This window comes from Enterobacter cloacae complex sp. GYL001 (assembly GCF_049237125.1).
Taxonomy (GTDB): Bacteria; Pseudomonadota; Gammaproteobacteria; order Enterobacterales; family Enterobacteriaceae; genus Enterobacter; species Enterobacter hormaechei_C.
The window spans coordinates 564,930-590,824 of the sequence record NZ_JBMKGW010000002.1; the positions used below are offsets into that span (position 1 = coordinate 564,930).

Annotated in this window: 24 protein-coding genes and 5 tRNA genes; 20 read left to right on the top strand and 9 right to left on the bottom strand. The window is 57.7% G+C overall.

Translation table 11 applies throughout. The annotated features are described in order from the left end of the window. Positions 1-2 precede the first annotated feature (2 nt). Positions 3-2,219 carry a carbamoyltransferase HypF gene (gene hypF / locus ACOTWU_RS06785; RefSeq protein WP_126498815.1) on the top strand — a complete coding sequence of 739 codons (2,217 nt, stop codon included), beginning with the start codon at positions 3-5 and terminating at the stop codon, positions 2,217-2,219. Between the two features lies 1 nt (position 2,220). Next, on the top strand, positions 2,221-3,243 hold the full coding sequence (locus ACOTWU_RS06790; protein ID WP_033487574.1) for a HoxN/HupN/NixA family nickel/cobalt transporter: 1,023 nt from the start codon (positions 2,221-2,223) through the stop codon (positions 3,241-3,243). A gap of 125 nt (positions 3,244-3,368) precedes the next feature. On the opposite strand, the gene norW is transcribed toward ACOTWU_RS06790, so the two are convergent. Together norW and norV are read right to left on the bottom strand one after the other, a co-directional pair. Beyond that, positions 3,369-4,502, bottom strand: a complete 1,134-nt coding sequence (gene norW, locus ACOTWU_RS06795; RefSeq protein ID WP_126498816.1) for an NADH:flavorubredoxin reductase NorW — start codon at positions 4,500-4,502, stop codon at positions 3,369-3,371. After that, positions 4,499-5,947: an anaerobic nitric oxide reductase flavorubredoxin gene (gene norV / locus ACOTWU_RS06800; RefSeq protein ID WP_017692783.1), complete on the bottom strand. Its 1,449-nt coding sequence runs from the start codon at positions 5,945-5,947 to the stop codon at positions 4,499-4,501. The genes norW and norV overlap by 4 nt, the downstream gene beginning before the upstream one ends. A 187-nt stretch (positions 5,948-6,134) precedes the next feature. On the opposite strand from norV, the gene norR reads away from it, so the two are divergent. Further along, on the top strand, positions 6,135-7,649 hold the full coding sequence (gene norR, locus ACOTWU_RS06805; RefSeq protein WP_126498817.1) for a nitric oxide reductase transcriptional regulator NorR: 1,515 nt from the start codon (positions 6,135-6,137) through the stop codon (positions 7,647-7,649). On the opposite strand, the gene gutQ is transcribed toward norR, so the two are convergent. From gutQ to srlA, 7 genes are all read right to left on the bottom strand, one after another. Beyond that, positions 7,646-8,611, bottom strand: a complete 966-nt coding sequence (gutQ, locus tag ACOTWU_RS06810; protein ID WP_015571677.1) for an arabinose-5-phosphate isomerase GutQ — start codon at positions 8,609-8,611, stop codon at positions 7,646-7,648. The genes norR and gutQ overlap by 4 nt on opposite strands. Beyond that, on the bottom strand, positions 8,604-9,377 hold the full coding sequence (gene srlR / locus ACOTWU_RS06815) for a glucitol operon DNA-binding transcriptional repressor SrlR (protein ID WP_126498818.1): 774 nt from the start codon (positions 9,375-9,377) through the stop codon (positions 8,604-8,606). The genes gutQ and srlR overlap by 8 nt, the downstream gene beginning before the upstream one ends. 63 nt (positions 9,378-9,440) lie before the next feature. After that, positions 9,441-9,800, bottom strand: coding sequence for a transcriptional regulator GutM (gutM, locus tag ACOTWU_RS06820; RefSeq protein WP_017692785.1), 360 nt, complete (start codon positions 9,798-9,800; stop codon positions 9,441-9,443). Between the two features lie 91 nt (positions 9,801-9,891). Next, positions 9,892-10,671 carry a sorbitol-6-phosphate dehydrogenase gene (srlD, locus tag ACOTWU_RS06825; protein WP_017382786.1) on the bottom strand — a complete coding sequence of 260 codons (780 nt, stop codon included), beginning with the start codon at positions 10,669-10,671 and terminating at the stop codon, positions 9,892-9,894. A gap of 14 nt (positions 10,672-10,685) precedes the next feature. After that, positions 10,686-11,048, bottom strand: a complete 363-nt coding sequence (gene srlB, locus ACOTWU_RS06830) for a PTS glucitol/sorbitol transporter subunit IIA (protein ID WP_017692786.1) — start codon at positions 11,046-11,048, stop codon at positions 10,686-10,688. 12 nt (positions 11,049-11,060) lie between these two features. Further along, positions 11,061-12,020: a PTS glucitol/sorbitol transporter subunit IIB gene (srlE, locus tag ACOTWU_RS06835; protein ID WP_045141877.1), complete on the bottom strand. Its 960-nt coding sequence runs from the start codon at positions 12,018-12,020 to the stop codon at positions 11,061-11,063. After that, the gene (srlA, locus tag ACOTWU_RS06840) at positions 12,017-12,580 is read right to left on the bottom strand and encodes a PTS glucitol/sorbitol transporter subunit IIC (RefSeq protein WP_126498819.1); all 564 of its coding nucleotides are present in this window, start codon (positions 12,578-12,580) and stop codon (positions 12,017-12,019) included. Before srlA ends, srlE begins: the two co-directional genes overlap by 4 nt. Positions 12,581-12,831: 251 nt before the next feature. Here srlA and mltB point away from each other — a divergent pair, with 251 nt between their 5' ends. The 17 genes from mltB to gshA all read left to right on the top strand — a co-directional run bounded on the left by mltB (position 12,832) and on the right by gshA (position 25,829). Beyond that, a complete protein-coding gene (gene mltB / locus ACOTWU_RS06845) occupies positions 12,832-13,932 on the top strand; it encodes a lytic murein transglycosylase B (protein WP_015571672.1) in 1,101 nt (366 codons plus the stop codon). 312 nt (positions 13,933-14,244) lie between these two features. Further along, complete coding sequence (locus ACOTWU_RS06850; RefSeq protein WP_017382783.1) at positions 14,245-14,898, top strand: metal ABC transporter ATP-binding protein; 654 nt, start codon at positions 14,245-14,247, stop codon at positions 14,896-14,898. Next, the gene (locus tag ACOTWU_RS06855; protein ID WP_015571669.1) at positions 14,895-15,755 is read left to right on the top strand and encodes a metal ABC transporter permease; all 861 of its coding nucleotides are present in this window, start codon (positions 14,895-14,897) and stop codon (positions 15,753-15,755) included. The genes ACOTWU_RS06850 and ACOTWU_RS06855 overlap by 4 nt, the downstream gene beginning before the upstream one ends. 14 nt (positions 15,756-15,769) lie before the next feature. After that, positions 15,770-16,648: a metal ABC transporter substrate-binding protein gene (locus ACOTWU_RS06860; protein ID WP_015571668.1), complete on the top strand. Its 879-nt coding sequence runs from the start codon at positions 15,770-15,772 to the stop codon at positions 16,646-16,648. A gap of 130 nt (positions 16,649-16,778) precedes the next feature. After that, a complete protein-coding gene (gene pncC, locus ACOTWU_RS06865; protein WP_003862172.1) occupies positions 16,779-17,276 on the top strand; it encodes a nicotinamide-nucleotide amidase in 498 nt (165 codons plus the stop codon). Positions 17,277-17,365: 89 nt separating this feature from the next. Continuing rightward, the gene (recA, locus tag ACOTWU_RS06870) at positions 17,366-18,424 is read left to right on the top strand and encodes a recombinase RecA (RefSeq protein ID WP_015571667.1); all 1,059 of its coding nucleotides are present in this window, start codon (positions 17,366-17,368) and stop codon (positions 18,422-18,424) included. Between the two features lie 68 nt (positions 18,425-18,492). Further along, complete coding sequence (gene recX, locus ACOTWU_RS06875; RefSeq protein ID WP_047738424.1) at positions 18,493-18,993, top strand: recombination regulator RecX; 501 nt, start codon at positions 18,493-18,495, stop codon at positions 18,991-18,993. Between the two features lie 131 nt (positions 18,994-19,124). Further along, on the top strand, positions 19,125-21,752 hold the full coding sequence (alaS, locus tag ACOTWU_RS06880) for an alanine--tRNA ligase (RefSeq protein ID WP_015571666.1): 2,628 nt from the start codon (positions 19,125-19,127) through the stop codon (positions 21,750-21,752). A 241-nt stretch (positions 21,753-21,993) separates the two neighbouring features. After that, positions 21,994-22,179, top strand: coding sequence for a carbon storage regulator CsrA (gene csrA, locus ACOTWU_RS06885; protein ID WP_000906486.1), 186 nt, complete (start codon positions 21,994-21,996; stop codon positions 22,177-22,179). Positions 22,180-22,521: 342 nt separating this feature from the next. Then, a tRNA-Ser gene (locus ACOTWU_RS06890) sits at positions 22,522-22,614 on the top strand. Between the two features lie 4 nt (positions 22,615-22,618). Beyond that, positions 22,619-22,695, top strand: a tRNA-Arg gene (locus ACOTWU_RS06895). A gap of 64 nt (positions 22,696-22,759) precedes the next feature. Next, positions 22,760-22,836 (top strand) — tRNA-Arg (locus ACOTWU_RS06900). 64 nt (positions 22,837-22,900) lie between these two features. After that, positions 22,901-22,977 (top strand) — tRNA-Arg (locus tag ACOTWU_RS06905). Positions 22,978-23,006: 29 nt separating this feature from the next. Continuing rightward, positions 23,007-23,083: transfer RNA gene (locus ACOTWU_RS06910), tRNA-Arg, on the top strand. Positions 23,084-23,209: 126 nt separating this feature from the next. Then, the gene (yqaB, locus tag ACOTWU_RS06915) at positions 23,210-23,776 is read left to right on the top strand and encodes a fructose-1-phosphate/6-phosphogluconate phosphatase (protein ID WP_015571665.1); all 567 of its coding nucleotides are present in this window, start codon (positions 23,210-23,212) and stop codon (positions 23,774-23,776) included. Continuing rightward, entirely contained in the window at positions 23,773-24,201 is a 429-nt protein-coding gene (locus tag ACOTWU_RS06920; RefSeq protein ID WP_017692791.1) for a YqaA family protein, read from the top strand. Before yqaB ends, ACOTWU_RS06920 begins: the two co-directional genes overlap by 4 nt. 83 nt (positions 24,202-24,284) lie before the next feature. Beyond that, positions 24,285-25,829 carry a glutamate--cysteine ligase gene (gene gshA / locus ACOTWU_RS06925; RefSeq protein WP_421625760.1) on the top strand — a complete coding sequence of 515 codons (1,545 nt, stop codon included), beginning with the start codon at positions 24,285-24,287 and terminating at the stop codon, positions 25,827-25,829. Positions 25,830-25,895 lie beyond the last annotated feature (66 nt).

A 25,895-nucleotide genomic window follows, 5' to 3' on the forward strand; every position in this document is an offset into this window, starting at 1 on the left:
CAATGCGCGTTAATGGCGTACAGCTTCGGGTGCGCGGCAAGGTGCAGGGGGTAGGATTTCGTCCCTTCGTCTGGCAGCTTGCGCACCAGCTGGGGCTGGCAGGCGACGTCTGCAACGACGGAGAGGGTGTCCTGGTGCGTCTCGCGGGCAGTGGGGGTGACTTTACCGCGAGACTGCGCCAGGACTGCCCACCGCTGGCGCGCATCGATCGCATTGAAACGCAGCCGTTCAGCTGGACGACGCTGCCGGACGAGTTTGTCATCCGCCACAGCGAGAGTGGGGCGATGGACACGCAAATCGTCCCGGATGCCGCCACCTGTCCCGCATGCCTGGCGGAGATGCGCGATCCCCGCGAACGTCGCTACCGCTACCCGTTTATCAACTGCACCCACTGTGGGCCGCGGTTTACCATTATCCGCGCCATGCCCTATGACCGCCCGGCCACGTCAATGGCGCCATTCCCGCTCTGTGTGCCCTGTGAAACGGAGTACCGCAACCCGGCTGACCGGCGTTTTCACGCCCAGCCGGTGGCCTGCCCGGATTGCGGACCGCAGCTGGAGTGGCGAGCTGGGGAGGGTGCTGCCACCCGCGAATCGGCGTTAAGCGCGGCGGTGGCGATGCTGAAAGTCGGCGGGATTGTGGCGGTCAAAGGGCTGGGCGGTTTTCACCTGGTCTGCGACGCGCTTAACCCGCAGGCGGTTCGGAAATTACGGGCACGCAAGCAGCGCCCGACCAGGCCGCTGGCGGTGATGATCCCGCATGCGGACGATCTGCCGGAGGCCATCCAGACGCTGTTACGTTCACCCGCTGCGCCGATTGTGCTGACGCCAAAATCCTGCCTTCCTGCGTTTCCTGAGGTGATTGCGCCGGGGCTGGATACGGTCGGCGTGATGCTGCCTGCGAACCCGCTCCAGCATTTGCTGATGCTGGACTGCCAGCGCCCGCTGGTGATGACCTCCGGCAACCTCAGCGGCCATCCACCCGCCATAAGCAACCAGCAGGCGCTGGAAGAACTCAGTGACATCGCTGATGGCTTCCTGCTGCACAACCGCGACATCCTGCAACGGATGGATGATTCAGTGATGGACCGGGAGGGCACGATGCTGCGTCGCGCGCGGGGTTTTGTACCGGATGCCATCACATTGCCCGCCGGATTCCGCGACATCCCGCCCATGTTATGCACCGGCGCGGAGATGAAAAACACCTTCTGCCTGGTGCGTGGCAACCAGGCGGTGCTGAGCCAGCATTTTGGCGATCTGAGCGACGAGGGGGTAGAGGCGCAGTGGCGCAGTGCGCTCTCGACGATGCAGGACATCTACGCCTTTCAGCCTGAGCGCGTGGTGTGCGATGCCCATCCGGGTTATCACGCCCGACAGTGGGCCCGGGCGCAGGCGCTGCCCGTTGAGACCGTGCTGCATCATCATGCGCATGCGGCAGCGTGTCTGGCGGAGAACGGCTGGCCGCTCGACGGCGGGGATGTTATTGCCCTGACCCTGGACGGGATCGGCATGGGCGAGAACGGCGCGCTGTGGGGCGGCGAGTGCCTGCGGGTGAACTATCGCGACTGCGAACGGCTGGGCGGTCTGCCAGCCGTTGCGCTGCCGGGGGGCGATCTGGCGGCAAAACAGCCGTGGCGCAATTTGCTCGCCCACTGTCTGGCGTTCGTACCTGACTGGCAGCAGTACCCGGAAACTGAGGTGGTACAGCGTCAAAACTGGCCGCTGCTGGCAACGGCTGTGTCGCGCGGTATCAATGCGCCGCGGGCCTCCTCCTGTGGTCGTCTGTTCGACGCCGTGGCCTGTGCGCTGGGCATTGAAACGCAACGCTATGAGGGCGAAGCCGCGTGCCGGCTGGAGGCGCTGGCCGAACGCTGCGCAGGGGTTGATCATCCGGTGACGCTCCAGACGGATAACCTTGCGCTGTTCTGGCAACAGTGGCTTACCTGGCGGGCGGAACCCGGCGAGCGTGCCTGGGCTTTTCACGATGCGCTGGCAAAAGGGCTGAGCGAACTGGCGGCAACGCATGCCCGCCGACGGTCGCTCACGACGGTGTGTTTCAGCGGAGGCGTCCTTCACAACCGCCTGCTGCGCGCGCGCCTTCGTCATTACCTTTCTGATTTCACGCTTCTTTTTCCTTCGCGCCTGCCCGCAGGCGACGGAGCGATCTCCTTCGGGCAGGCGGTGGTTGCTGCCGCCCGATCATGTTCACAAGGGATTTAAAATGTTACGACTTTTACGCAATGAACCTCGTGCAGCGTGCCTGCTGCTGGCTCTCGGGATGGCTAACCTGCTGGCCTGGGGGCTGGCGTGGCACACCTTTAGCGGCAGTACGGCGCTGATGGCGGCCAGCCTGCTGGCCTGGTGTTACGGACTGCGTCATGCGGTGGATGCCGACCATATCGCCGCGATTGATACCGTGACGCGTAAGATGATGCAGCAGGGCAAGCGCCCGTCCGGCGTGGGCGCATGGTTTTCCCTCGGACACTCCACCATCGTGGTGCTGGCCTCCATTGCTATCGCCGCTACCGCCACGGCGTTTCAGAAAAACATGGCATGGTTCCACGAAACCGGCAGCCTGATTGGCACCGCCGTCTCCGCCACCTTCCTGCTGGCGATGGCGCTGGTGAATATGGTGATCCTGCGCGGCGTCTGGCGCAGTTTTCAGGCGCTGAAACACGGCAATCCCGTGCAGGGCGACATCACGCTGCCTGCACAGGGCGGCGTCATGAACTGGCTGTTCGGCAAAACCTTCCGCCTCGTCAATAAAAGCTGGCAGATGTACCTGGTCGGTTTCCTGTTCGGCCTGGGGTTCGACACCGCCACCGAAATCGGCGTGCTGGGGATCTCCGCCGCCAGCGCCTCCAGCGGGATGTCGGTGTGGTCGATCATGATCTTCCCGGCGCTCTTCGCCAGCGGCATGGCGCTGGTGGATACGCTCGATAACCTGCTGATGGTGGGTGCCTACGGCTGGGCGTTTAACAAGCCGCAGCGCAAGCTCTACTACAACATGACCATCACCGGCACTTCGGTGGTGGTGGCGCTGTTTATCGGCGGCCTGGAAGCGCTGGGTCTGCTGATGGACAAGTTCGCCCTCAGCGGCGGCGTGTGGGATCTGATTGGCGCGGTGAACGATAACCTGGGCGATGCCGGATTTGTGGTGGTCGGGCTGTTTGTCGCCTGCTGGCTGATCTCGATGGCGAACTATCGCTGGCGCGGTTATGACGCGCTGGTGGTGCGCTCCTGACGCTGAAAGTGTAGCGATAAAAAAGCCCCGGGACATCGGGGCGGTGGACAACAAAATCCAAAGGTTAAGTAAGCGTGGCAGTACTGTAGGCCGGGTAAGCGGAGCGCCACCCGGCATGACGAGGGTTAAGCTGGTAGCGATTTCAGCAGCGCGAAGGCCTCCTTCATTCTGTCTTCGCTGACGACAAAGGCGCGCATCTGACCGTCGGTATCGGTGCCGCGCGCCACCATGCCCTGAGGCGAAAGGACAATCTCCCAGTCCAGATCCTGACGCTGCGTTTCACCTGCGAGATGCAGCGGTAGTTCCGGCGTTTTTACCTTCACCAGCATGGCGGGTAATTTCACCGGGGCGTTGCCGCCGAGCAGGTTTTTCGCCAGGAACATGGCGCTTAACTGAATCGGTTGCAGGAACGGCAGCACCTGGCCGTTAATTTCCGCGCAGTCGCCCAGGGCATAAATGTCCGGCTGGGTGGTTTGCAGGTAGCTGTCCACCTTCACGCCGCGATTGATCTCTGCGCCCGCGCGGTGCGCCAGCGCGGTTTCCGGGCGCAACCCCGTCGCTGCAATAACCACATCCACTTCCACGCTGCGGTTGCGGTCGAGCGTCGCACAAATGCCGGTTTCGGTTTTGCTTAGGCTCTGTAACTGCGATTTCAGCAGCAGATGCACGCCCATGTCGGTCAGACGATGCTGTAAGCGACTGCTTACTTCTGCTGGCATCAGCGCTGACAGAATGCTGGCCGCGTGGTCAACCAGGGTGACGGATTTTCCCGCCCGGCAGAAGTCCATCGCCAGCTCGGTGCCAATCAGTCCGCCGCCGACAATTATCACCCGCGTGGCGTCGCGTAACAGGGTCTCGCTGGCCTGATACTCCTGCTGGCTGTTGAGCGTGACCATCAGCTCGCGGCCCTCAACCGGCGGCACAAACGCCGATGCCCCCGTCGCCAGCACCAGTTTGTCGTACTGCCAGGTTTTATCTTTCGCGTTCACCACGTGGGCGTCGGCGTCGATATCGGTGACCCAGGTGTACGGAAACAGACGCAGGTTAAACTGTTCTGCAAACTCCCCCGCCGTCTGGCGGGTGAGATCGTCGGCGCGCTGATTCTGGCTAATAACGTGGCTTAAATCAGGCTTGTTGTACTCATCCATGCTGTCGGCGGCGATCACCGTCAACGGCACGTTAGCATCCTGTTTGCGGATATTTTTCACCAGCTGGCGGGCGGCAAAGCCCGAGCCGATAATGACGATGCCGTGGCTCATTTTGCCTCCGTTGCCAGTTCATCAAAGACGTCTTTCCCGAGGGAACATTCCGGGCAGAGGAAGTTGTCCGGCACCTCGCTCCACGGCGTACCCGGCGCGACATCCTGCAACGGCTCGCCCAGCTCAGGATCGTAAATCCACTGGCAGACGCTGCACTGCATGCAAGGGCCGAGGTCGGCAGCGGCAGGAGCGGCTTCTGCTACAGCTTTCGGCGTAACTGCCGCAGCGGGTGCGGTTTCCGGCAGCGGCGCAAGCGCCCACTGGCGGGCAATGTCGCGACCGTGCTGACGACAGATTTCCAGCGCGTCGAGATCCGGACGCCATTTCGCCTTCAGGCTCAGGGACATCTCAAAACCGGCATCCTGTAAACGGGTGGAGAGACGGTCTACCGCGCCGCCGCTCCAGCCGTGTGAACCAAAGGCGCTGGCGCGTTTGTTACGAAAGCGCAGGCCGGTCATCTCTTCTACCAGTCCGGCAATTTTCGGCATCATCACGTTATTCATGGTGGAGGTACCCACCAGCACGCCTTTGGAGCGGAAGACGTTGGTCAATACCTCATTCTTATCGCTGCGCGCCACGTTGAAGATTTTCACCGCCACGTTCGGGTCAACTTCGTTGATGCCCTGGGCAATGGCGTCCGCCATCATGCGGGTGTTGTTGGACATGGTGTCGTAGAAGATGGTGATGCGATCTTCCTGATAGTCCGCCGCCCACTTCAGGTACAGTTCGACAATCTGGGTTGGATTTTCACGCCATACCACGCCGTGGGAGGTGGCAATCATATCCACCGGCAGGTTGAAGCCGAGGATCTCGGTGATTTTTGGCGTGACCAGACGGCTGAACGGGGTCAGGATGTTGGCGTAGTAGCGCTGGCACTGTTCGAACAGCTCGGTCTGATCCACTTCGTCGTTGAACAGACGTTCGTCACAGTAGTGCTGGCCGAAGGCGTCGTTACTGAACAGCACCGCGTCACCGGTCATGTAGGTCATCATGCTGTCCGGCCAGTGCAGCATTGGGGTTTCCACGAAGATCAGCTGTTTGCCATTGCCGATATCCAGCGTGTCGCCGGTTTTCACGGTGTGGAAGTTCCACTCCGGATGGTGGTGGTGGCCGTTGATGGAGTCAATGGCGTTGGTGGTGCAGTAGATCGGGGTATCCGGAATGTGGGACATCAGCTCGGTCAGCGCCCCGGCATGATCCTCTTCCGCGTGGTTGATGATAATGTAGTCGATCTCATTCAGATCGATTTCGCTGCGCAGGTTCTGCACGAACTCGCGGCTGAATTTGTGATCGACGGTATCGATCAGGACGTTTTTACCTTCACGAATGAGATAGCTGTTGTAGCTGCTGCCGCGCAGCGTTTTGTATTCCGTCCCGTGAAAATCACGTACTTCCCAGTCACGTTGACCCACCCAATGAATGTTATTTTTAACCAGAATAGACATAGCAACCTCAACTTAATACGGCGTTTTCAAATAAGATGACTGTCATATATCAAGTTGCGTGCCAACTTTTTAACTTGTTGAAAATAGTGTGTTTTCGTTTCGATGCTCCTTAGTGGGTAGTCATTTTGACTATCTTAAAAATTGTCAATATGACACTATGTATTGTCAAAATGACAGTGAGGCAGAGATGAGCTTTTCCGTAGATGTGCTGGCGAAGATCGCCATAGAACTGCAAACCGGTATTGGTCATCAGGACCGCTTTCAGCGGCTGATCTCCACGTTGCGCCACGTGCTGGATTGCGATGCGTCGGCGCTGCTGCGTTACGAAGGGCGGCAGTTTATTCCGCTGGCTATCGACGGTCTGGCGAAGGACGTACTCGGGCGGCGCTTTACCCTGGAGGGCCACCCGCGTCTGGAAACCATCGCCCGCGCGGGTGACGTGGTGCGTTTCCCGGCAGACAGCGATCTGCCCGATCCTTACGACGGCCTGATCCCCGGACAGGAGAGCCTGAAGGTGCACGCCTGTATCGGCCTGCCTCTGTTTGCCGGGCAGAACCTGATTGGCGCGTTAACCCTCGACGGCATGTCGCCTGATCAGTTCGATACCTTCAGCGACGAAGAGCTACGGCTGATTGCCGCGCTGGCGGCCGGGGCGCTGAACAACGCCCTGCTGATAGAACAGCTGGAGAGCCAGAATATTCTTCCGGGTAGCCCGACGGTGTTTGAGCAGGTGGCGCACACCGAAATGATCGGCCTTTCGCCGGGCATGGGGCAGCTCAAAAAAGAGATTGAGATTGTCGCCGCGTCTGATTTGAACGTGCTGATCTTCGGGGAGACCGGCACCGGTAAAGAGCTGGTGGCAAAAGCGATCCACGAAGCCTCGCCCCGTGCGGTGAATCCGCTGGTCTATCTCAACTGCGCGGCGTTGCCGGAAAGCGTGGCGGAAAGCGAGCTGTTCGGACACGTCAAAGGGGCCTTTACCGGGGCGATCAGCAACCGCAGCGGCAAGTTCGAAATGGCTGATAACGGCACGCTGTTCCTCGATGAAATTGGCGAACTCTCCCTTTCGCTTCAGGCCAAACTGCTGCGGGTGTTGCAGTATGGCGATATTCAACGCGTGGGAGACGATCGCAGCTTACGCGTGGATGTGCGCGTGCTGGCGGCGACGAACCGCGATCTGCGCGAAGAGGTGCTGGCGGGGAATTTCCGCGCCGATCTGTTCCACCGTCTGAGCGTGTTCCCGCTCACGGTGCCGCCGCTGCGCGAGCGGGGCGAGGATGTGGTTCTGCTGGCGGGCTTTTTCTGCGAACAGTGTCGGCTCAAAATGGGGCTTTCCCGCGTGGTGCTAAGTCCCGGCGCGAGGACGCACCTGCTGAGCTACGGCTGGCCGGGTAACGTGCGTGAGCTGGAACATGCGATCCACCGCGCGGTGGTGCTGGCGCGGGCAACGCGTTCGGGGGATGAAGTGGTTATTCATGCGCGCCATTTCGCGCTGCATGAGGAAACGATGCCGCCCGTGAAGCCGGTGATACCTGAGAGCGTGAACGAAAACCTGCGCGAGGCGACGGATGCGTTCCAGCGTCAGATGATCGCCCGCGCGCTGGAGCAGAATAACCGCAGCTGGGCGGCGTGCGCGCGGGCGCTGGAGATGGACGTCGCCAACCTTCACAGGCTGGCGAAACGTCTGGGGCTGAAGGGTTAAATAATCCCCGCCTGGTAGAAGTCTTGCAGGTTGATCGCGCCGCACAGCCTGCCGTGCTCGTCCACCACCGGCGCGGCGGTGATTTTGCGCTTCATCAGCACCTCTTTGGCTTCAATCGCGCGGCTGTCGGCATTCAGCGTCAGCCCGCCCTGGGTCATTGCTTCGGATACCCGCGCCTCCAGCTTGCCGCCGCCCACCAGCCAGCGGCGCAGGTCGCCGTCGGTGAAGACGCCCTTCACCTGGCGGTCATTGTCGCATACCGCAACCAGCCCCAGCCCGGTGCGGCTCAGCTCCAGCATGGCGTCCATCACGCTGGTGTCGAGTTTGACCTGAGGAATGGCATCGTCCGTGCGCATCAGGTGGTGAACTTTGTTGAGCAGACGAGCCCCAAGCGCGCCCGCAGGATGGGAGCGGGCGAAATCTTCCTCATTAAAACCGCGCGCCTGCATCACCGCCATCGCCAGGGCGTCGCCCATCATCAGCGTGTTGACGGTGCTGGAGGTCGGTGCCAGGTGCATCGGACAGGCTTCGCGCTCAACGGAAATATCCAGCGTTGCTTTCGCGGCCAGCGCCAGCGGCGAACGGGATTTGCCGGTCATCGCTAACAGGGCCACCGATTTTTCTTGCAGGCGAGGGATGATGAGATCCAGCTCTTTGGCTGAACCGGAGTAGGAGATAAACAGCATCACGTCGCGGCTTTCGATCATCCCCAGATCGCCGTGCAGCGCTTCGGCAGGATGCACGAAGAACGCCGGGGTGCCGGTGCTGGCAAGCGTCGCGGCAATCTTCTTGCCGATATGACCGGATTTACCGATACCCGCCACGATCACTTTGCCCTCGCAGTGGATAATGGTGTTGGCTGCACGAACAAAATCTTCACCCAGACGCTCCGGCAGGCGGCTGGCTTCCTGTAGCTCCAGCAGCAGGGTCTGACGGCCTGCGTTTAACAGAAAATCACTCATTTTTCTCTCCGGTTACGATCACGTCGATGCCCTTCGCTTCCAGCGCTTTTTTAAATGCCGGATCGATACCTGCGTCGGTAATCAGCTTATCGACGCTTTCAAGGCTACAGACAATGTTGGGGCTTTTACGGCCAAACTTCGACGAGTCCGCCATCAAAATCACTTCCCGCGTGGCGTTGCACATCGCTTTGCTGACGCTGAACACCTCGTTGAAGGTGGTCACGCCCGCGTTGAGGTCGATGCCGTCCGTGCCCATAAACAGCTTATCGAAGCTGAAGTGGTCGAAGGCATTCTCCGCCAGCTGCCCGTGAAACGACGCGGATTTTTTACGGAAGGTGCCACCGGGCATCAGGATGGTCTGCTCGCTGTCGAACTCTGACAGGGCATTGACGATGTGCAGGCTGTTGGTCATCACCGTGATGTTATTAAAGCGGCTGAGCAGCGGGATCATCTGTAGGACGGTACTGCCTGCGTCGAGGATGATGGAATCGCCGTCCTGGATAAATTTGATGGCGGCTTCGGCAATCAGCGCTTTCTGGTGGGTATTGATCAGCGTTTTGTGGTCGATAGGCGGGTCGGCTTCGTCTTTATTGAGCACCACGCCGCCGTAGGTACGAATGACGGCGCCGGAGTTTTCCAGCAACACCAGGTCCTTGCGTATTGTCGTGCCGGTGGTGTCAAAGTAGTGGGCCAGATCCTCTACCGAGCACTTTCCCTGCTTTTGCAGATGCTCAAGTATGGCCGCCTGCCGCTGACGTGGTTTCATAGGCGCTTCGTTCCTTACGTTGCGAAATGATAATTCCGCAAGTTTATAACTTTCACAACGAAATTATCCATGTTTCAGATTAAGCGCTAATGATAGTGCATTCTGACAGAGTGAATCATGGGGGAAGATCACATCAGGTTGTAATTCATGCAGCGAAATGCCGTCGATCGCCTGAATTTTGGTCGGACGGGCAAACACCGTTACGCCGCGCATGATGAGGGAATCGCAAACCATATTGTTTTCATCCAGCGCAACAGCGACGACAACCCGCGGTTTAAAGCGGCCGCCGGAACGCCCGACGCCCACGCGGCCTTTCTGGCACAGGGCATCAAAGGCGCGGTTAAACTGATGGATTTGCCAGCCGCCAAACGCCATCTGGCAAAGCCAGGCGAGGGCGGCGACGGTGATGAGTGCGGTGACCATATCGGCTCCTTAACTGCCGGGTGGCGGCTGCGCCTTACCCGGCCTACGGGGATTGTAGCCCAGGTAAGCGCAGCGCCACCGGGGAATGAACTCAGAACATCACCTGCCCACCGGTGACGTTAATCGACTGCCCGGTGCAGTACGAGGCTTTCGGGCTGGCGTAAAACAGCAGCATGTTCAGCACGTCCTGATAATCGCACCCGCGCTTCAGCGGCACTTTGTCGATGTAGTACTGTTCGACGTCCTCTGCTTTGATGCCAAGTTTGGCGGCATACTGCGGCAGCAGGGACTGGAACATCGGCGATTTCAGCAGGTTGCCCAGCATCAGCGCGTGCACGGTTATGCCGTATTCGGCCAGATCCAGCGCCAGAGACTGCGTCAGCCCGACGCCGCCAAACTTCGCCGCGCTGTAGCCGGAGTTGTGCTTGCTGCCCACTTTCCCCGATTTTGAGTTGATCTGAATGATGCGACCCTGAATACCGTCGCGGATCATCAGGCGGGAAAATTCGCGGGCGCAGAGGAAATAGCCCACCAGATTCACCTGCAACGAGCGGTCAAAATCCCCCAGTTCGAAATCGCTGATAAAGGCCGCTTTCGCAATCCCTGCGCTGTAGACCAGCAGATCGGTGCGACCAAAAATCTCATCCACGCCGCGGGCCAGCGCCATCACGCTCTGCTCGCTGGTGGCGTCGGCGCCAAATCCATACGCCATCCCTTCGCCAAATTCGGTGTTGATGGCGTCCGCTACGCGGGCGGCTTTCTCACTCTGAATATCCACGACCGCCACGCGGTAGCCCTCTGCGGCAAGCCCATGGCAGAGGAACTCGCCTAAGGTTTGTCCCCCACCAATGACAACGGCAACCTGACTCATGTGTCTCTCCTTTATTACGAAATAAATTTTAACGTGCAGCCTGGGGTGACAGCCTGCGGAACCGGCCCCTCAACGTGAACCGTGCCGGGATACTCCGCCCGCGGCTGGCCGTCGAAACGCAAGGTGATGTGCCCCAGCTCGCGCAGGTTTTGCTCGGCGACGTCACCGACGGCGGTTACGGCATAGCGCGCCTTGCCCAGCTCCAGCTGGCCACCGGCCTTCAGCTCGCCGTTTAACTCGCCGTGGCAGTGGATAAAGCAAAACTCTTCGATATCTGCCGGGGCGCCTTCGCGGAAGGTGATCAGCATCTGGTCGCTCAGCGCATCGGCCGCGCTCTGGCCGATGCGGGTAATGGTGGTCTGGTAAATCACGGTCATGGCAGGAACCTCTTATTGATAAATAAAGCCGGAGACAAACCAGGCAATTAGCACCGTTGGCGCGCCCGTCAGGAAGCGGCTCACCAGCACGGAGGGGACGCCCACGCGCACGGTCTCCTGGCGCGCTTCCGCCAGCGACAGCCCGACGGGGATGAAGTCGCACGCCGCCTGAGCGTTAATGGCAAACAGGGCGGGCAGGGCGAGGTGCGGGGGAATATTCCCCAGACCAATCTGCACGCCAATCAGCACGCCGATGACCTGGGCAATCACCGCGCCCGGGCCGAGAAACGGCGACAGCAGCGGGAAGGAGCAGATCAGCGCCAGCGTCACCAGGCCGAGCGGGTGGCTGGCGAGCGGGGCGAGGCCGTGGGCAATCCAGTCGCCGAGGCCGGAGGCCATGATGATGCCGATCAGCGCCGAGACGAACGCCATAAACGGCAGAATGGTTTTCAGCACCGTGTCGATGGTGTCGCGCCCGGACTGAAACAGAACCGCCACGGCGGACCCCATCCCCATCCCGACCTTCGCCAGCAGGCCGTCGCTCTGCTCGGTGATTTTTTTGCTGGTGTCGTAGTCGCGCGGGGCTGCTTTTTGCGGCGCGGGTGTGCCATTTACCAGCGTGATGTTGTCCTCCTTCACGCCCGAGACATAAATGTCCTCAAGGATGTACTGCGCCAGCGGGCCTGATTTGCCCGTGGAGTGAATATTCACCGTCGGAATGCGGCGCTTCGGGTAGATGCCGCAGCGCAGGGTGCCGCCGCAGTCGATTACCGCCACGCCGATTTCCGCTTCCGGCGGCTCGCCCTCTTTGAAGCCGTCGACTGCTTCCCAGCCGGTCAGCTCGCGCAGCGTGTCGACGATCGCCGGGCGCGTGCCCGCGGTGATGTAGACGATCTTTTTGCCTTCGGTGGCGTCGAACTCCAGCGGGCCGCCCCAGCCGCCCGTGCCTTTCTCTATGCGGATCCGGTTCATACTGTGGCTCCCGAAAGCTGGACTTTCTCATCAAGCTGAATGCCCATTTTTTTCTCAAAAATGGCGGTAGTGAGGTCCGTTACCCAGCCGCGGAAGAAGTTGGTCACCAGGCCGACCAGCAGATAGCTCACCGCCAGCGGGCCGAGCGGCAGTCCCAGCGTAGTGAGACCGCTGGCAATCCCGAGGTAAGCAAACAGCTCGCCGGGGTTAATGTGCGGGAACAGGCCGTTCATTGAATGGCAGCTGTAGGAGGCGGCGGCGTAATAACTCGGCTTGTACTTCTCTGGCATAAAGCGGCCGAGGCTTAAGGTCATCGGGTTGCAGAACACAAAGGTGCCGATGAAGGGCAGGATCAGGTAGCGGGACAGCGGATTGCCGGCACAGCGCTGGGCGAAGCGTTCAATACGCTGCTGGCCGATAAAGTTAATCAGGGCGTTCATGATCACCAGCAGGCTGATCAGCAGGGGCAGGATCCCGGTCACCATGCCGGTGAATACCTCGCCGCCTTTCTGAAACAGCCCGATGAACCACTCGGCGCCGTGGGTGATGGTTTCTATCATTCTTCTCTCCTGTAGGGCGTTTGTTTTTGTCTATCTGCGGCTAATAATAATCACTTTGAAAGGTTTTAAAGTGTTAATCAGATCTCACAATGAAAGAAAAATGTATTATTTTGAAAGTTTATTGGTGAGGTGAATAATTTTTGGTGGAAAAAAGCGCGGATTTGCGTCGGGGAGGTGTGTACCGCTTCCTTGAGGAGTTGGGGATGCTTTACCATACTGGGTTCTTACCGAACTCGTTAAATGGATGCCACATGTTCAAGCGTCGTTATGCAGCGCTGTTGCCTGCGCTTATTCTCCTGTCCGCCTGTAGTAGCAAACCCAAGACCGAAGCCGCTCAGCCAACGGCGGGCGCGCCTTCCGGAGGATTCCTGCTGGAGCCGCAGCACAATATGATGCAGATGGGCGGCGACTTCGCGAATAACCCTGCGGCCGAACAGTTCATCGATAAAATGGTGAGCAAGCACGGTTTTGACCGCCAGCAGCTGCATGCCATTTTGTCTCAGGCGAAGCGTCTGGACTATGTGCTGCGCCTGATGGACAGGCAGGCGCCGACAGCCCAGGTGCCGACCGGGCCAAACGGCGCGTGGCTGCGCTATCGCAAACAGTTTATTACCCCGGACAACGTGCAGAATGGCGTGGTGTTCTGGAATCAGTATGAAGACGCCCTGAACCGTGCGTGGCAGGTCTATGGCGTGCCGCCGGAGATCATCGTCGGTATTATTGGGGTCGAGACCCGCTGGGGACGCATTATGGGTAAAACCCGCATCCTTGATGCGCTGGCGACGCTCTCCTTCAACTACCCGCGCCGCGCCGAGTATTTCTCTTCCGAGCTGGAAACCTTCCTGCTGATGGCGCGAGACGAACAGGACGATCCGCTCGATCTGAAAGGGTCGTTCGCCGGGGCAATGGGCTACGGCCAGTTTATGCCGTCCTCCTATAAGCAGTACGCGGTAGATTTTAACGGGGATGGTCACATCAACCTGTGGGATCCCGAAGACGCCATTGGCAGCGTGGCCAACTACTTCAAAGCGCATGGCTGGACGCCGGGCGGCCAGGTGGCGGTGCAGGCGAACGGCGAGGCGTTTGGTCTGGAAAACGGATTTAAAACCAAATACAGCGTGGCGCAGCTGGCAGCGGCAGGCTTAACGCCGTCGCAGCCGCTGGGCAATGTTGACCAGGTGAGCCTGCTGCGCCTGGATGTCGGAACCGGTTATCAGTACTGGTTCGGGCTGCCGAACTTCTACACCATTACCCGCTACAACCACAGCACGCACTATGCGATGGCGGTGTGGCAGCTGGGGCTGGCGGTGTCTCAGGCGCGTGTGCCGGCAGCGTCACCGTTTAGTCAGTAAGTTACCCCGACGGGTAGGCCGGGTAAGGCAACGCCGCCACCCGGCATGGCTGCATGCACGGTGCGGCCTGATGCCCTCACCCTGACCCTCTCCCACGGGAGAGGGGAATTTTGCAGTAACATTTCGCCACACTCCCATTTCACTCCCACCGTTTACATCTTAATCGTCTTTCATTATTGTTATGTTATAACATTATTTTTGAATTGAGATTTCCATGTCCCTGTTTTCTCTCTCATCCCCGGTTCGGCTGCTGCTGGCGCTGGTGCTCATTCTGTTTCTCGGCCTGGCCGTGCGCTGGGCGGTGGCGTTGCCATGATCGTGATGAACGACCTGGTGGCGGGTTACGATCGCCAGCCCGTTACGCGCGCGCTGTCCGGCGTGATTGAACGCGGGAGCATGACCGCTATCGTCGGGGCCAACGGCTGCGGCAAATCCACGCTGCTGAAAACGCTCGCCGGCTTTATTCCGCCCGTCAGCGGTACGTTTCGCTGGCAGGGGAGACGTCCGGTGGTGGGCTGGCTGGCGCAGCGTCACGCGCTGGAGGCGCAATTTCCTCTGACCGTGCAGGACGTGGTGAGTATGGGCTGCTGGCCAGCAATCTCACTGTTTGCCGGTTTTCGTCGGGATACCCGCATGCGCATTGCCGGCGCGCTGGAGCGCGTGGGGCTGGAGTCCATGGCGTTCTCTACCATAGATGAACTTTCCGGCGGCCAGTTTCAGCGCATGCTGTTTGCCCGCGTTTTGGTGCAGCAGGCGCCGCTGGTAATGCTGGATGAGCCTTTCACCGGCGTCGATGAAGCGACCTGCAACGTGCTGATGGATCTGATGCTGGAGATGTATATGCAGGGGCAGACCCTGCTGGCGGTACTGCACGACAGCGAACGCGTCTCGCGCCACTTCCCACAAACGCTGCGGCTGGATGCTGATACGCCGCACTGGAAAACCGAGCGGGTGAGGGTGGCATGATCTGGCATCTCTTCTTCCAGCCGTTTATTGAGTACGGCTTTATGCGGCGCGCGCTGGTGGTTTGCCTGGCGCTCTCCGTCAGCACCACTGCGCTGGGCGTATTTCTTCAGCTGCGTCGGATGAGCCTGATGGGGGACGCCCTTTCTCACGCCATTTTGCCGGGTGTCGCGGTGGGCTATCTGCTCAGCGGAATGTCGCTGCTGGCAATGACTGTCGGCGGGTTTATTGCCGGGATCGCCGTTGCGCTGGTGGCCGGGCTGGTCAGCCGCCGCACGCCGCTTAAAGAGGATGCCAGCTTCGCGGGGTTTTACCTGGGCTCGCTGGCGCTGGGCGTCACGCTGGTGTCGCTGCGCGGTTCAAATGTCGATCTGCTTCATCTTCTGTTTGGCTCCATTCTCGCCGTGGATAGCGCGTCAGCCCTGTTCGTGACGGGCGTTTGCATGTTCACGCTCCTCACGCTGGCGATTTTTTATCGGGGGCTGGTCAGCGAAGCGTTTGATACCGCGTGGTTGCAGGTGAACGCGCGCTGGCTGCCCGGGATGTTACACGGTCTGTTTCTGGCGCTGCTGGTGCTCAACCTGGTAGCCGGTTTTCAGGTGCTCGGCACGCTGATGGCCGTCGGGCTGATGATGTTACCCGCCGTGGCGGCACGCTGCTGGGTGCGCACATTGCCAGGGTTACTTTTGATGGCGGGTATCAGCGGTATTTTTTGCGCGTGGCTGGGCTTAAGCCTTTCCTGGGCAGTGAGTCTGCCCGCCGGGCCCTCCATTGTGCTGACCGCCAGCGCATTGTTCTTTATTTCAGTTTTATTTGGCACGCGCAGCAGGCTGGCGGATAGCCTGCGGGCGCTTTTTTAACGCAAGGGGAAACGATGAAACGTACAGGATTAGCCGTGGCGCTCGCGCTCGGCATGATGACGCACGGCGTAATGGCGAAAACGCTTAATGTGGTGACCAGCTTTTCCATCCTGGGAGACATCACGCAGCAGGTTGGCGGCGATCGTGTGAAGGTGACGACGCTGGTGGGGCCGGACGGTGATCCCCATACTTTCGAACCCTCGCCCAAAGACAGCGCGGCGCTGAGTAAAGCTGACGTGGTGGTGGTCAATGGGCTGGGGCTGGAGGGCTGGCTCGACCGTCTGGTGAAAGCCTCCGGATTCAAAGGCCAACTGGTGGTTGCTTCGGACGGCGTGAAAACGCACACGCTGGAAGAGGACGGTAAAACCGTGACCGATCCGCACGCGTGGAACAGCGCGGCGAACGGCGCGCTGTATGCGCAAAATATTCTCTCAGGGCTGGTGAAGGCCGATCCTGAAGATACGGCGGCGCTTGAATCTACCGGTAAACCCTATATTGCGCAGCTCTCTCAGCTGGACGGTTGGGCTAAAAAGCGTTTCAGCGACATCCCACAGGCGAAGCGCAAAGTGCTGACCAGCCACGACGCCTTCGGCTATTTCAGCCGCGCCTACGGCGTGACGTTTATGGCGCCGCAGGGGCTGTCGTCTGAGAGTGAAGCCAGCGCGGCGCAGGTAGCGGAGATCATCAATCAGATTAAAGCTGACGGCGTGAAAACCTGGTTTATGGAAAACCAGCTTGACCCACGCCTGGTGAAGCAGATTGCGACCGCCACGGGCGCCCAGCCGGGTGGTGAACTTTACCCGGAAGCGCTGTCTGCGAAGGGCGGCGTGGCGGACACCTACGTCAAGGCGTTTCGCCACAATGTGGACACCCTCGCTAACAGCATGAAATAAGCGTCTCTCTGGCCGATGCGTCCGCATCGGCTTTTTTCTGAAGCCCCCTCGTAAAACCCGACGCGCATCCCCATATTTGATGAGAAAGTGCTATCTTGTGCTGCATGTTTTTCTAAGGCCTGGAGCGAGAATGACTGACCATGAATTGATGCAGCTAAGCGAAGTGGTGGGGCTGGCGCTGAAACAGCGCGGCGCGACTCTCACGACCGCAGAATCCTGCACCGGCGGCTGGGTGGCGAAAGCAATTACCGATATTGCTGGCAGTTCCGCCTGGTTTGAACGCGGCTTTGTGACCTACAGTAACGAGGCGAAAGCGCAGATGATCGGCGTGCGTGAAGCCACGCTTGAGCAGCATGGCGCGGTCAGCGAGCCGGTGGTGATCGAGATGGCGATTGGCGCGCTGAAAGAGGCGCGCGCAGATTACGCTATCTCCATCAGCGGTATCGCGGGGCCGGACGGCGGCAGCGACGTGAAGCCTGTCGGCACCGTCTGGTTTGGCTTTGCCACCTCAAAAGGTGAAGGGATTACCCGCCGGGAATGCTTCAGCGGCGACCGCGAAAGCGTGCGTCGTCAGGCAACGGAATACGCGTTAAAAACGCTCTGGCAACAATTTCTACAAAATACTTGATACTGTATGACTATACAGTATAATTGCCTCAACAGAACAGAAGTCCATGGTGAAGCGCAGTTGCTTCTCCCGGCATGACAGGAGTAATAATGGCTATCGACGAAAACAAACAGAAAGCGTTGGCGGCAGCACTGGGCCAGATCGAAAAGCAATTCGGTAAAGGCTCCATCATGCGCCTGGGTGAAGACCGTTCCATGGATGTGGAAACTATCTCCACTGGTTCGCTTTCTCTTGATATCGCACTGGGCGCTGGCGGTTTGCCGATGGGCCGTATCGTAGAAATCTACGGTCCGGAATCCTCGGGTAAAACTACCCTGACGTTGCAGGTTGTTGCGGCGGCACAGCGCGAAGGTAAAACCTGTGCGTTTATCGATGCCGAGCACGCGCTGGACCCGGTCTATGCCCGTAAACTGGGCGTTGATATCGACAACCTGCTGTGCTCCCAGCCGGACACCGGCGAGCAGGCACTGGAAATTTGTGACGCGCTGGCGCGCTCAGGCGCGGTTGACGTGATCATCGTCGACTCCGTTGCGGCGCTGACGCCAAAAGCGGAAATTGAAGGTGAAATCGGTGACTCTCACATGGGCCTCGCGGCACGTATGATGAGCCAGGCGATGCGTAAGCTGGCGGGTAACCTGAAGCAGTCCAATACGCTGCTGATCTTCATCAACCAGATCCGTATGAAAATTGGTGTAATGTTCGGTAACCCGGAAACCACCACCGGCGGTAACGCTCTGAAATTCTACGCTTCTGTCCGTCTGGATATCCGCCGTATCGGTGCGGTGAAAGAAGGGGATAACGTAGTCGGTAGCGAAACCCGCGTGAAGGTTGTGAAGAACAAAATCGCAGCACCGTTCAAACAGGCTGAGTTCCAGATCCTCTACGGCGAAGGTATCAACTTCCTCGGCGAGCTGGTTGACCTGGGCGTGAAAGAGAAGCTGATTGAAAAAGCGGGCGCATGGTACAGCTACAACGGTGACAAGATTGGTCAGGGTAAAGCGAATGCTATCTCCTGGCTGAAAGAGAACCCGGCGGCGGCGAAAGAGATTGAGAAGAAGGTGCGTGAACTCCTGCTGAACAACCAGGACTCTAAACCTGATTTCGTGGTCGACGGCGCGGATGCTGAAGAAACCAACGAAGACTTTTAATCCTCTCGGATAAAAATGAAGGGCTGCTGATGCGGCCCTTTTTGCATTTCTGAATCGACAGGTTTTTTATGAGTGAACCGACATCACGCCGACCAGCCTACTCACGCTTGCTGGATCGGGCCGTGCGTATTCTTGCCGTGCGTGACCATAGCGAACAGGAGCTGCGGCGGAAACTGTCAGCGCCCGTCATGAGCAAAAACGGTCCGGAAGACATTGATGCCAGCGCGGAAGATTATGACCGCGTGGTTGCCTGGTGCTACGAGCATCACTATCTGGATGACGGCCGTTTTGCCGCTCGCTTTCTTGCCAGCCGTGGTCGTAAAGGCTATGGGCCAGCGCGTATCCGCCAGGAGCTGAACCAGAAAGGCGTAGCCCGTGAATCGATTGAAAAAGCCATGCGCGAAAGTGAAATTGACTGGTGCGAACTGGCGCGTGAGCAGGCGGTACGAAAGTACGGTGAGCCGCTGCCGCGTGAATTTTCAGAAAAAGTTAAAATCCAGCGCTTTTTGCTCTACCGCGGCTTCCTGATGGAAGATATTCAGGATATCTGGCGTAATTTTACCGATTGAACGCATGCGGGATTTTACTTCCCACTAAAGAAAACTTATCTTATTCCCACTTTTTCCAGTAGCTGGTCCGTCCAACTGTTTACAGATACAGATCTGCTGCGACATTTCGTTAGCTTGATTTCAGGATAATTATGAGCAAGAGCACCGCTGAGATCCGTCAGGCGTTTCTCGATTTTTTCCATAGTAAGGGACACCAGGTTGTTGCCAGCAGCTCCCTGGTACCGAACAATGACCCGACTCTGCTGTTTACCAACGCCGGGATGAACCAGTTCAAGGATGTGTTCCTTGGTCTCGACAAGCGTAATTATTCCCGCGCCACAACCTCACAGCGTTGCGTGCGTGCGGGCGGTAAACACAACGATCTGGAAAACGTCGGTTACACCGCGCGCCACCACACCTTCTTCGAAATGCTGGGTAACTTCAGCTTCGGCGACTATTTCAAACACGATGCCATTCAATACGCGTGGGAACTGCTGACCGGTGAAAACTGGTTCAATCTGCCGAAAGAGCGTCTGTGGGTGACCGTGTATGAGACCGATGACGAAGCGTTCGACATCTGGGAAAAAGAAGTGGGTATCCCGCGCGAACGTATCATCCGTATCGGTGACAACAAAGGCGCGCCTTACGCGTCTGATAACTTCTGGCAGATGGGCGACACCGGCCCTTGCGGTCCGTGCACCGAGATCTTCTACGATCATGGCGACCACATCTGGGGTGGCCCTCCGGGAAGCGCGGAAGAAGATGGCGATCGCTACATTGAGATCTGGAACATCGTCTTCATGCAGTTCAACCGTCAGGCCGACGGCACCATGGAGCCGCTGCCAAAACCGTCCGTAGATACCGGTATGGGCCTTGAGCGTATCGCGGCCGTTCTGCAACACGTTAACTCCAACTATGAGATTGACCTGTTCAGCACCCTGATCAAAGCCGTTGCTGAGGTAACGGGCGCAACCGATCTGAGCAACAAATCACTGCGCGTTATCGCAGACCATATTCGTTCCTGTGCGTTCCTGATTGCTGACGGCGTTATCCCGTCGAATGAAAACCGTGGCTATGTGCTGCGTCGTATCATTCGTCGTGCGATCCGCCATGGCAACATGCTGGGCGCGAAGGACACCTTCTTCTATAAACTCGTTGGGCCACTGATTGGCGTGATGGGCTCTGCCGGTGACGAGCTGAAACGCCAGCAGGCGCAGGTTGAACAGGTTCTGAAAACCGAAGAAGAGCAGTTTGCCCGTACGCTGGAGCGCGGTCTGGCGCTGCTGGACGACGAGCTGGCGAAACTCAAGGGCGACACGCTGGATGGCGAAACCGCTTTCCGCCTGTACGACACCTACGGCTTCCCGGTTGACCTGACCGCGGACGTTTGCCGCGAGCGCAACATCAAAGTTGACGAAGCAGGCTTTGAAGCCGCAATGGAAGAGCAGCGTCGTCGTGCGCGTGAATCCAGCGGTTTTGGCGCGGACTACAACGCGATGATCCGCGTTGATAGCGCGTCTGAATTTAAAGGCTACGAAGAGCTGGCCCTGACCAGCAACGTAACCGCGCTGTTTGTTGACGGTAAAGCCGTAGACAGCATTAGCGCGGGCCAGGAAGCGGTTGTTATCCTGGATAAAACGCCGTTCTATGCGGAATCGGGCGGCCAGGTTGGCGATAAAGGCGAACTGAAAGGCAATGGCTTCAGCTTCAGCGTAAGCGATACCCAGAAATACGGTCAGGCAATTGGTCACCAGGGCAAACTGGTTTCCGGCTCTCTGAAAGTGGGCGAGGGCGTTCAGGCCAACGTTGACGAAGCTCGCCGCGCGCGCATTCGTCTGAACCACTCGGCAACCCACCTGATGCACGCAGCCCTGCGCGAAGTGCTGGGTACGCACGTTGCACAGAAAGGTTCTCTGGTTAATGACAAAGTGCTGCGTTTCGACTTCTCGCATTTTGAAGCGATGAAGCCGTCTGAAATTCGTGCGGTGGAAGACCTGGTGAATGCCCAGATCCGTCGTAACCTGCCAATCGAAACCCACATCATGGATCTCGAGGCAGCGAAGAAGAAAGGTGCGATGGCGCTGTTTGGCGAGAAATATGACGACCGCGTTCGCGTGCTGAGCATGGGCGACTTCTCTACCGAACTGTGTGGCGGTACTCACGCATCCCGCACCGGTGACATCGGCTTGTTCCGCATCGTTTCCGAGTCGGGGACGGCGGCAGGCGTGCGTCGTATTGAGGCGGTGACCGGGGAAGGCGCAATTGCCAGCCTGCATGCGCAGAGCGACCAGCTGCACGAGATCGCGCAGCTGCTGAAAGGCGATAGTCAAAACCTGGGCGAAAAAGTGCGTGTCGCGCTGGATCGTACCCGTCAGCTGGAAAAAGAACTCCAGCAGCTGAAAGAACAGGCTGCGGCGCAGGAGAGCGCAAACCTCTCCAGCAAAGCGGTAGACATTAAGGGCGTCAAACTGCTGGTCAGCGATCTGGCGGGCGTTGAGCCTAAGATGCTGCGTACCATGGTCGACGATCTGAAGAACCAGCTTGGTTCGACGGTTATCGTGCTGGCAACGGTCGCAGAGGGTAAGGTTTCTCTGATTGCGGGCGTCTCTAAGGATGTGACGGATCGTGTTAAAGCAGGGGAACTGATTGGCATGGTCGCCCAGCAGGTGGGTGGCAAAGGTGGCGGTCGTCCGGACATGGCGCAAGCCGGTGGTACGGATGCGGCGGCACTTCCCGCGGCATTAGCCAGCGTTGAAAGCTGGGTAAGCGCGAAACTGTAATAACTACAAAGCACAAGCAGACGCCATAGCGGTAACGTTATGGCGTCTTGCTCACTGCGCTATCGATAACGATAAAGTCAGGTTGAGTTTGTGTATATCGGCTAAACTTACGTTTAACAGAATGTGATGCCGTGACTGCTTACACTTTACGTGTTTGTCATCGCTTACTTTTTGGCGTTATATGATGGATAATGCCGGGATACAAGAGACCCGACTCTTTTAATCTTTCAAGGAGCAAAGAATGCTGATTCTGACTCGTCGAGTTGGTGAGACCCTCATGATTGGGGATGAGGTCACCGTGACAGTTTTAGGGGTAAAGGGTAACCAGGTACGTATTGGTGTTAACGCTCCTAAAGAAGTATCTGTCCACCGTGAAGAGATCTACCAGCGTATCCAGGCTGAAAAATCCCAGCAGTCCAGTTACTGATATTGTCGCGTCTCGCTGTCGGGCGAGACGCAACCCTCCTGCTATTTTTCCTGCATAAAGTTACCGTTCTATTTCAAACGCTTCGTTTTTGACCACTCTCATAATCTTATCTCATCCAAAAGACGCGCTTCTCTCAACACAATTCTGTGAAGATGCCTGCAAAATCCGCTTATAAAACACTCTCTTTGCGGCTTTTACATGCGAATTGGGTGCGAATTGTGCAAACGAAAAAAGCATGTGGAAAATTGTTTGACTTATAAGTCCCAGAAAGTAATATATGCGCCACGCAGCGACGAGAAGCTCTTAACGAGTTGCTCGAAGCACTCGAAAGAGGCGTTGTGTGGTGAGGTGGCCGAGAGGCTGAAGGCGCTCCCCTGCTAAGGGAGTATGCGGTCAAAAGCTGCATCCGGGGTTCGAATCCCCGCCTCACCGCCATTTTGCATCCGTAGCTCAGCTGGATAGAGTACTCGGCTACGAACCGAGCGGTCGGAGGTTCGAATCCTCCCGGATGCACCATCTATTACTTCATATTGCTTTCGAAGTGATATGAATATCGAGCAGTACAGTAGTAAATCCCGATGCATCCGTAGCTCAGCTGGATAGAGTACTCGGCTACGAACCGAGCGGTCGGAGGTTCGAATCCTCCCGGATGCACCATCTATTACTTCATATTGCTTTCGAAGTGATATGAAGATCGAGCAGTACAGTAGTAAATCCCGATGCATCCGTAGCTCAGCTGGATAGAGTACTCGGCTACGAACCGAGCGGTCGGAGGTTCGAATCCTCCCGGATGCACCATTTACTGTTTATAAAAGCATTTCCCCGATGCATCCGTAGCTCAGCTGGATAGAGTACTCGGCTACGAACCGAGCGGTCGGAGGTTCGAATCCTCCCGGATGCACCATCTCTTCTTGTGATCCCCTTCGATGTTTAGTTCTTAATCACTCTCATTGTTATCACTTCGCAATCAGCGACAAAAATCCCCTTTTACGATAAAGTAATGCTTTGTTAATCGTTTAGCGAGAGCACGATGTACGCACAGTATGACGGTTTGATCTTCGACATGGACGGCACCCTCCTGGATACCGAACCCACGCATCGTCAGGCCTGGACCGAAGTCCTGGGCCGTTACGGTATGCGTTTCGATTTACAGGCGATGATTGCCCTCAATGGATCGCCCACCTGGCGTATCGCACAGGCCGTGATTGAGCTGAATCAGGCCGATCTCGACCCGCATCAGCTCGCGCGTGAAAAAACCGACGCGGTAAAAGCCATACTGTTAGACACCGTGCAGCCTTTACCACTCATTGACGTCGTCAAGGAGTGGCACGGGCGTCGTCCTATGTCTGTCGGTACGGGCAGCGAGAGCGCGATTGCTGAAGCGCTACTCAACCACCTTGGCCTGCGCCACTATTTTTCTGCCGTCGTTGCCGCCGATCATGTTAAACATCACAAACCCGCACCGGATACCTTCCTGCTCTGTGCAGAATTAATGGGTGTTCCACCTGCAAAATGCGTGGTGTTTGAAGATGCTGATTTTGGCATTCAGGCCGCGCGTGATGCCGGAATGGCGGCGGTGGACGTTCGCTTACTGTGAGTGACGCGCTGTCACTCGCTTCATTATTCGCCAGCAGTTTTTTAAGCTCCACCCTCTTACCGGGGAATTCGGAAGTGGTGCTGGTGGCGATGCTGTTGTCCGGCGTAAGTCAGCCCTGGTTGCTGGTCTTAATAGCAACAATGGGTAATAGCCTTGGAGGGCTGACTAACGTTATTCTTGGACGTTTCTTTCCGCTACGCGAAAAATCTCGCTGGCAGGAAAAGGCAGTGGGCTGGCTAAAACGCTATGGCGCTGCCACGCTGTTATTAAGCTGGATGCCTGTAATAGGCGATTTACTGTGTCTGCTGGCGGGATGGATGCGCATTTCCTGGGGACCGGTGCTCTTTTTTTTGTGCCTTGGCAAGGCGTTACGCTATGTTTTACTGGCATGGGTAACACTACAGGGTATGACGTGGTGGCACTAATTGGTGGAATGAATTCGCGACCTTCAATCGTCAACCATTACAATTATGCTGAGTGACAATTTTTTGACAGGCGGGAGGTCAAATTGATCCCGGACGTATCACAGGCGCTGGCCTGGCTGGAAAATCACCCTCAGGCACTGAAGGGTATTCAGCGTGGGCTTGAGCGCGAAACGCTGCGCGTAAATGCGGATGGTAGCTTAGCGACTACGGGACACCCGAAGGCGTTAGGCTCGGCGCTGACACATAAATGGATCACAACCGATTTCGCCGAAGCGCTGCTGGAGTTCATCACGCCAGTAGACGGTGATATTGATCATATGCTGACGATCATGCGCGACGTGCATCGCTTCACCGCCCGCAACCTCGGCGACGAGCGTATGTGGCCTCTCAGCATGCCGTGCTATATCGAGCAGGGGCAGGATATCGAGCTGGCGCAGTACGGCACCTCGAATATTGGTCGGCTGAAAACGCTGTATCGCGAAGGACTGAAAAATCGCTACGGCGCACTGATGCAGACGATCTCTGGCGTGCACTACAATTTCTCTCTGCCGATGGCGTTCTGGCAGGCGAAGTGCGGTGAAACGGATAAAGAAGCGATCTCCGCGGGCTATTTCCGCCTGATCCGCAACTACTACCGTTTTGGCTGGGTTATTCCGTATCTGTTCGGCGCTTCACCGGCCGTCTGTTCTTCGTTCCTGCAAGGGAAACCGACCACGCTGCCGTTCGAGAAGACCGAATGTGGCATGTATTACCTGCCGTATGCGACCTCCCTGCGCCTGAGCGACCTTGGCTATACCAATAAATCGCAAAGCAATCTCGGAATTACGTTTAACGATCTGCACGAATATGTGGCAGGCTTGAAGCGGGCGATAAAAACCCCGTCGGAAGAGTACGAAAAAATCGGCCTCGAAAAAGACGGTAAGCGCCTGCAAATTAACACCAACGTGTTGCAGATTGAAAATGAACTGTATGCGCCGATTCGTCCGAAGCGCGTGACGCGCAGCGGTGAAACACCGTCGGATGCGCTACAGCGCGGCGGGATCGAATACATTGAAGTGCGCTCGCTGGATATCAACCCGTTCTCACCGATTGGCGTTGACGAACAGCAGGTTCGCTTCCTTGACCTGTTTATGGTCTGGTGCGTACTGGCGGATGCGCCGGAAATGAGTTCCGACGAACTGCTGTGTACCCGTGCCAACTGGAATCGCGTGATTCTGGAAGGGCGCAAGCCGGGTCTGACGTTAGGTATTGGCTGTGAAACGGCTCAGTTCCCACTGTCTAAGGTAGGGAAGGATCTGTTCCATGACCTGAAGCGCGTAGCCCAGACGCTGGACAGCGTGTACGGCGGCGAAGCTTACCAGAAGGTCTGCGACGAACTGGTTGAAAGCTTTGATAACCCGGAACTGACATTCTCAGCACGTATTCTGCGTTCTATGATTGAGCAGGGAATTGGTGGCACAGGGCGTTCACTCTCAGCGGAGTACCGTGAGATGCTGATGCAGGAGCCGTTAGAGATCCTGAGCGAAGCGGATTTTGTGACAGAGCGTGATGCGTCCGTTGTGCGTCAGAAAGAGGTCGAAGCGGCGGATACGAAGTCGTTTGAGGCGTTTCTGGCGAAGCAGGCCTGAACCAAAAAGAAAAAGGCCACATCGCTGTGGCCAAAATATACATCTCTGAATTCAGGGATGATGATA

Bases quoted from the DNA above. Each gene is read 5' to 3' on its own strand.
- srlR (WP_126498818.1), bottom strand. From the start codon at position 9,377: ATGAAACCACGTCAGCGGCAGGCGGCCATACTTGAGCATCTGCAAAAG.
- recA (WP_015571667.1), top strand. From the start codon at position 17,366: ATGGCTATCGACGAAAACAAACAGAAAGCGTTGGCGGCAGCACTGGGC.
- norR (WP_126498817.1), top strand. From the start codon at position 6,135: ATGAGCTTTTCCGTAGATGTGCTGGCGAAGATCGCCATAGAACTGCAA.
- ACOTWU_RS06855 (WP_015571669.1), top strand. From the start codon at position 14,895: ATGATCTGGCATCTCTTCTTCCAGCCGTTTATTGAGTACGGCTTTATG.
- pncC (WP_003862172.1), top strand. From the start codon at position 16,779: ATGACTGACCATGAATTGATGCAGCTAAGCGAAGTGGTGGGGCTGGCG.
- hypF (WP_126498815.1), top strand. From the start codon at position 3: ATGCGCGTTAATGGCGTACAGCTTCGGGTGCGCGGCAAGGTGCAGGGG.
- srlE (WP_045141877.1), bottom strand. From the start codon at position 12,020: ATGAACCGGATCCGCATAGAGAAAGGCACGGGCGGCTGGGGCGGCCCG.
- ACOTWU_RS06790 (WP_033487574.1), top strand. From the start codon at position 2,221: ATGTTACGACTTTTACGCAATGAACCTCGTGCAGCGTGCCTGCTGCTG.
- ACOTWU_RS06850 (WP_017382783.1), top strand. From the start codon at position 14,245: ATGATCGTGATGAACGACCTGGTGGCGGGTTACGATCGCCAGCCCGTT.
- srlA (WP_126498819.1), bottom strand. From the start codon at position 12,580: ATGATAGAAACCATCACCCACGGCGCCGAGTGGTTCATCGGGCTGTTT.
- ACOTWU_RS06860 (WP_015571668.1), top strand. From the start codon at position 15,770: ATGAAACGTACAGGATTAGCCGTGGCGCTCGCGCTCGGCATGATGACG.
- recX (WP_047738424.1), top strand. From the start codon at position 18,493: ATGAGTGAACCGACATCACGCCGACCAGCCTACTCACGCTTGCTGGAT.
- gutQ (WP_015571677.1), bottom strand. From the start codon at position 8,611: ATGAGTGATTTTCTGTTAAACGCAGGCCGTCAGACCCTGCTGCTGGAG.
- norV (WP_017692783.1), bottom strand. From the start codon at position 5,947: ATGTCTATTCTGGTTAAAAATAACATTCATTGGGTGGGTCAACGTGAC.
- gutM (WP_017692785.1), bottom strand. From the start codon at position 9,800: ATGGTCACCGCACTCATCACCGTCGCCGCCCTCGCCTGGCTTTGCCAG.
- yqaB (WP_015571665.1), top strand. From the start codon at position 23,210: ATGTACGCACAGTATGACGGTTTGATCTTCGACATGGACGGCACCCTC.
- mltB (WP_015571672.1), top strand. From the start codon at position 12,832: ATGTTCAAGCGTCGTTATGCAGCGCTGTTGCCTGCGCTTATTCTCCTG.
- csrA (WP_000906486.1), top strand. From the start codon at position 21,994: ATGCTGATTCTGACTCGTCGAGTTGGTGAGACCCTCATGATTGGGGAT.
- norW (WP_126498816.1), bottom strand. From the start codon at position 4,502: ATGAGCCACGGCATCGTCATTATCGGCTCGGGCTTTGCCGCCCGCCAG.
- alaS (WP_015571666.1), top strand. From the start codon at position 19,125: ATGAGCAAGAGCACCGCTGAGATCCGTCAGGCGTTTCTCGATTTTTTC.
- srlD (WP_017382786.1), bottom strand. From the start codon at position 10,671: ATGAGTCAGGTTGCCGTTGTCATTGGTGGGGGACAAACCTTAGGCGAG.
- srlB (WP_017692786.1), bottom strand. From the start codon at position 11,048: ATGACCGTGATTTACCAGACCACCATTACCCGCATCGGCCAGAGCGCG.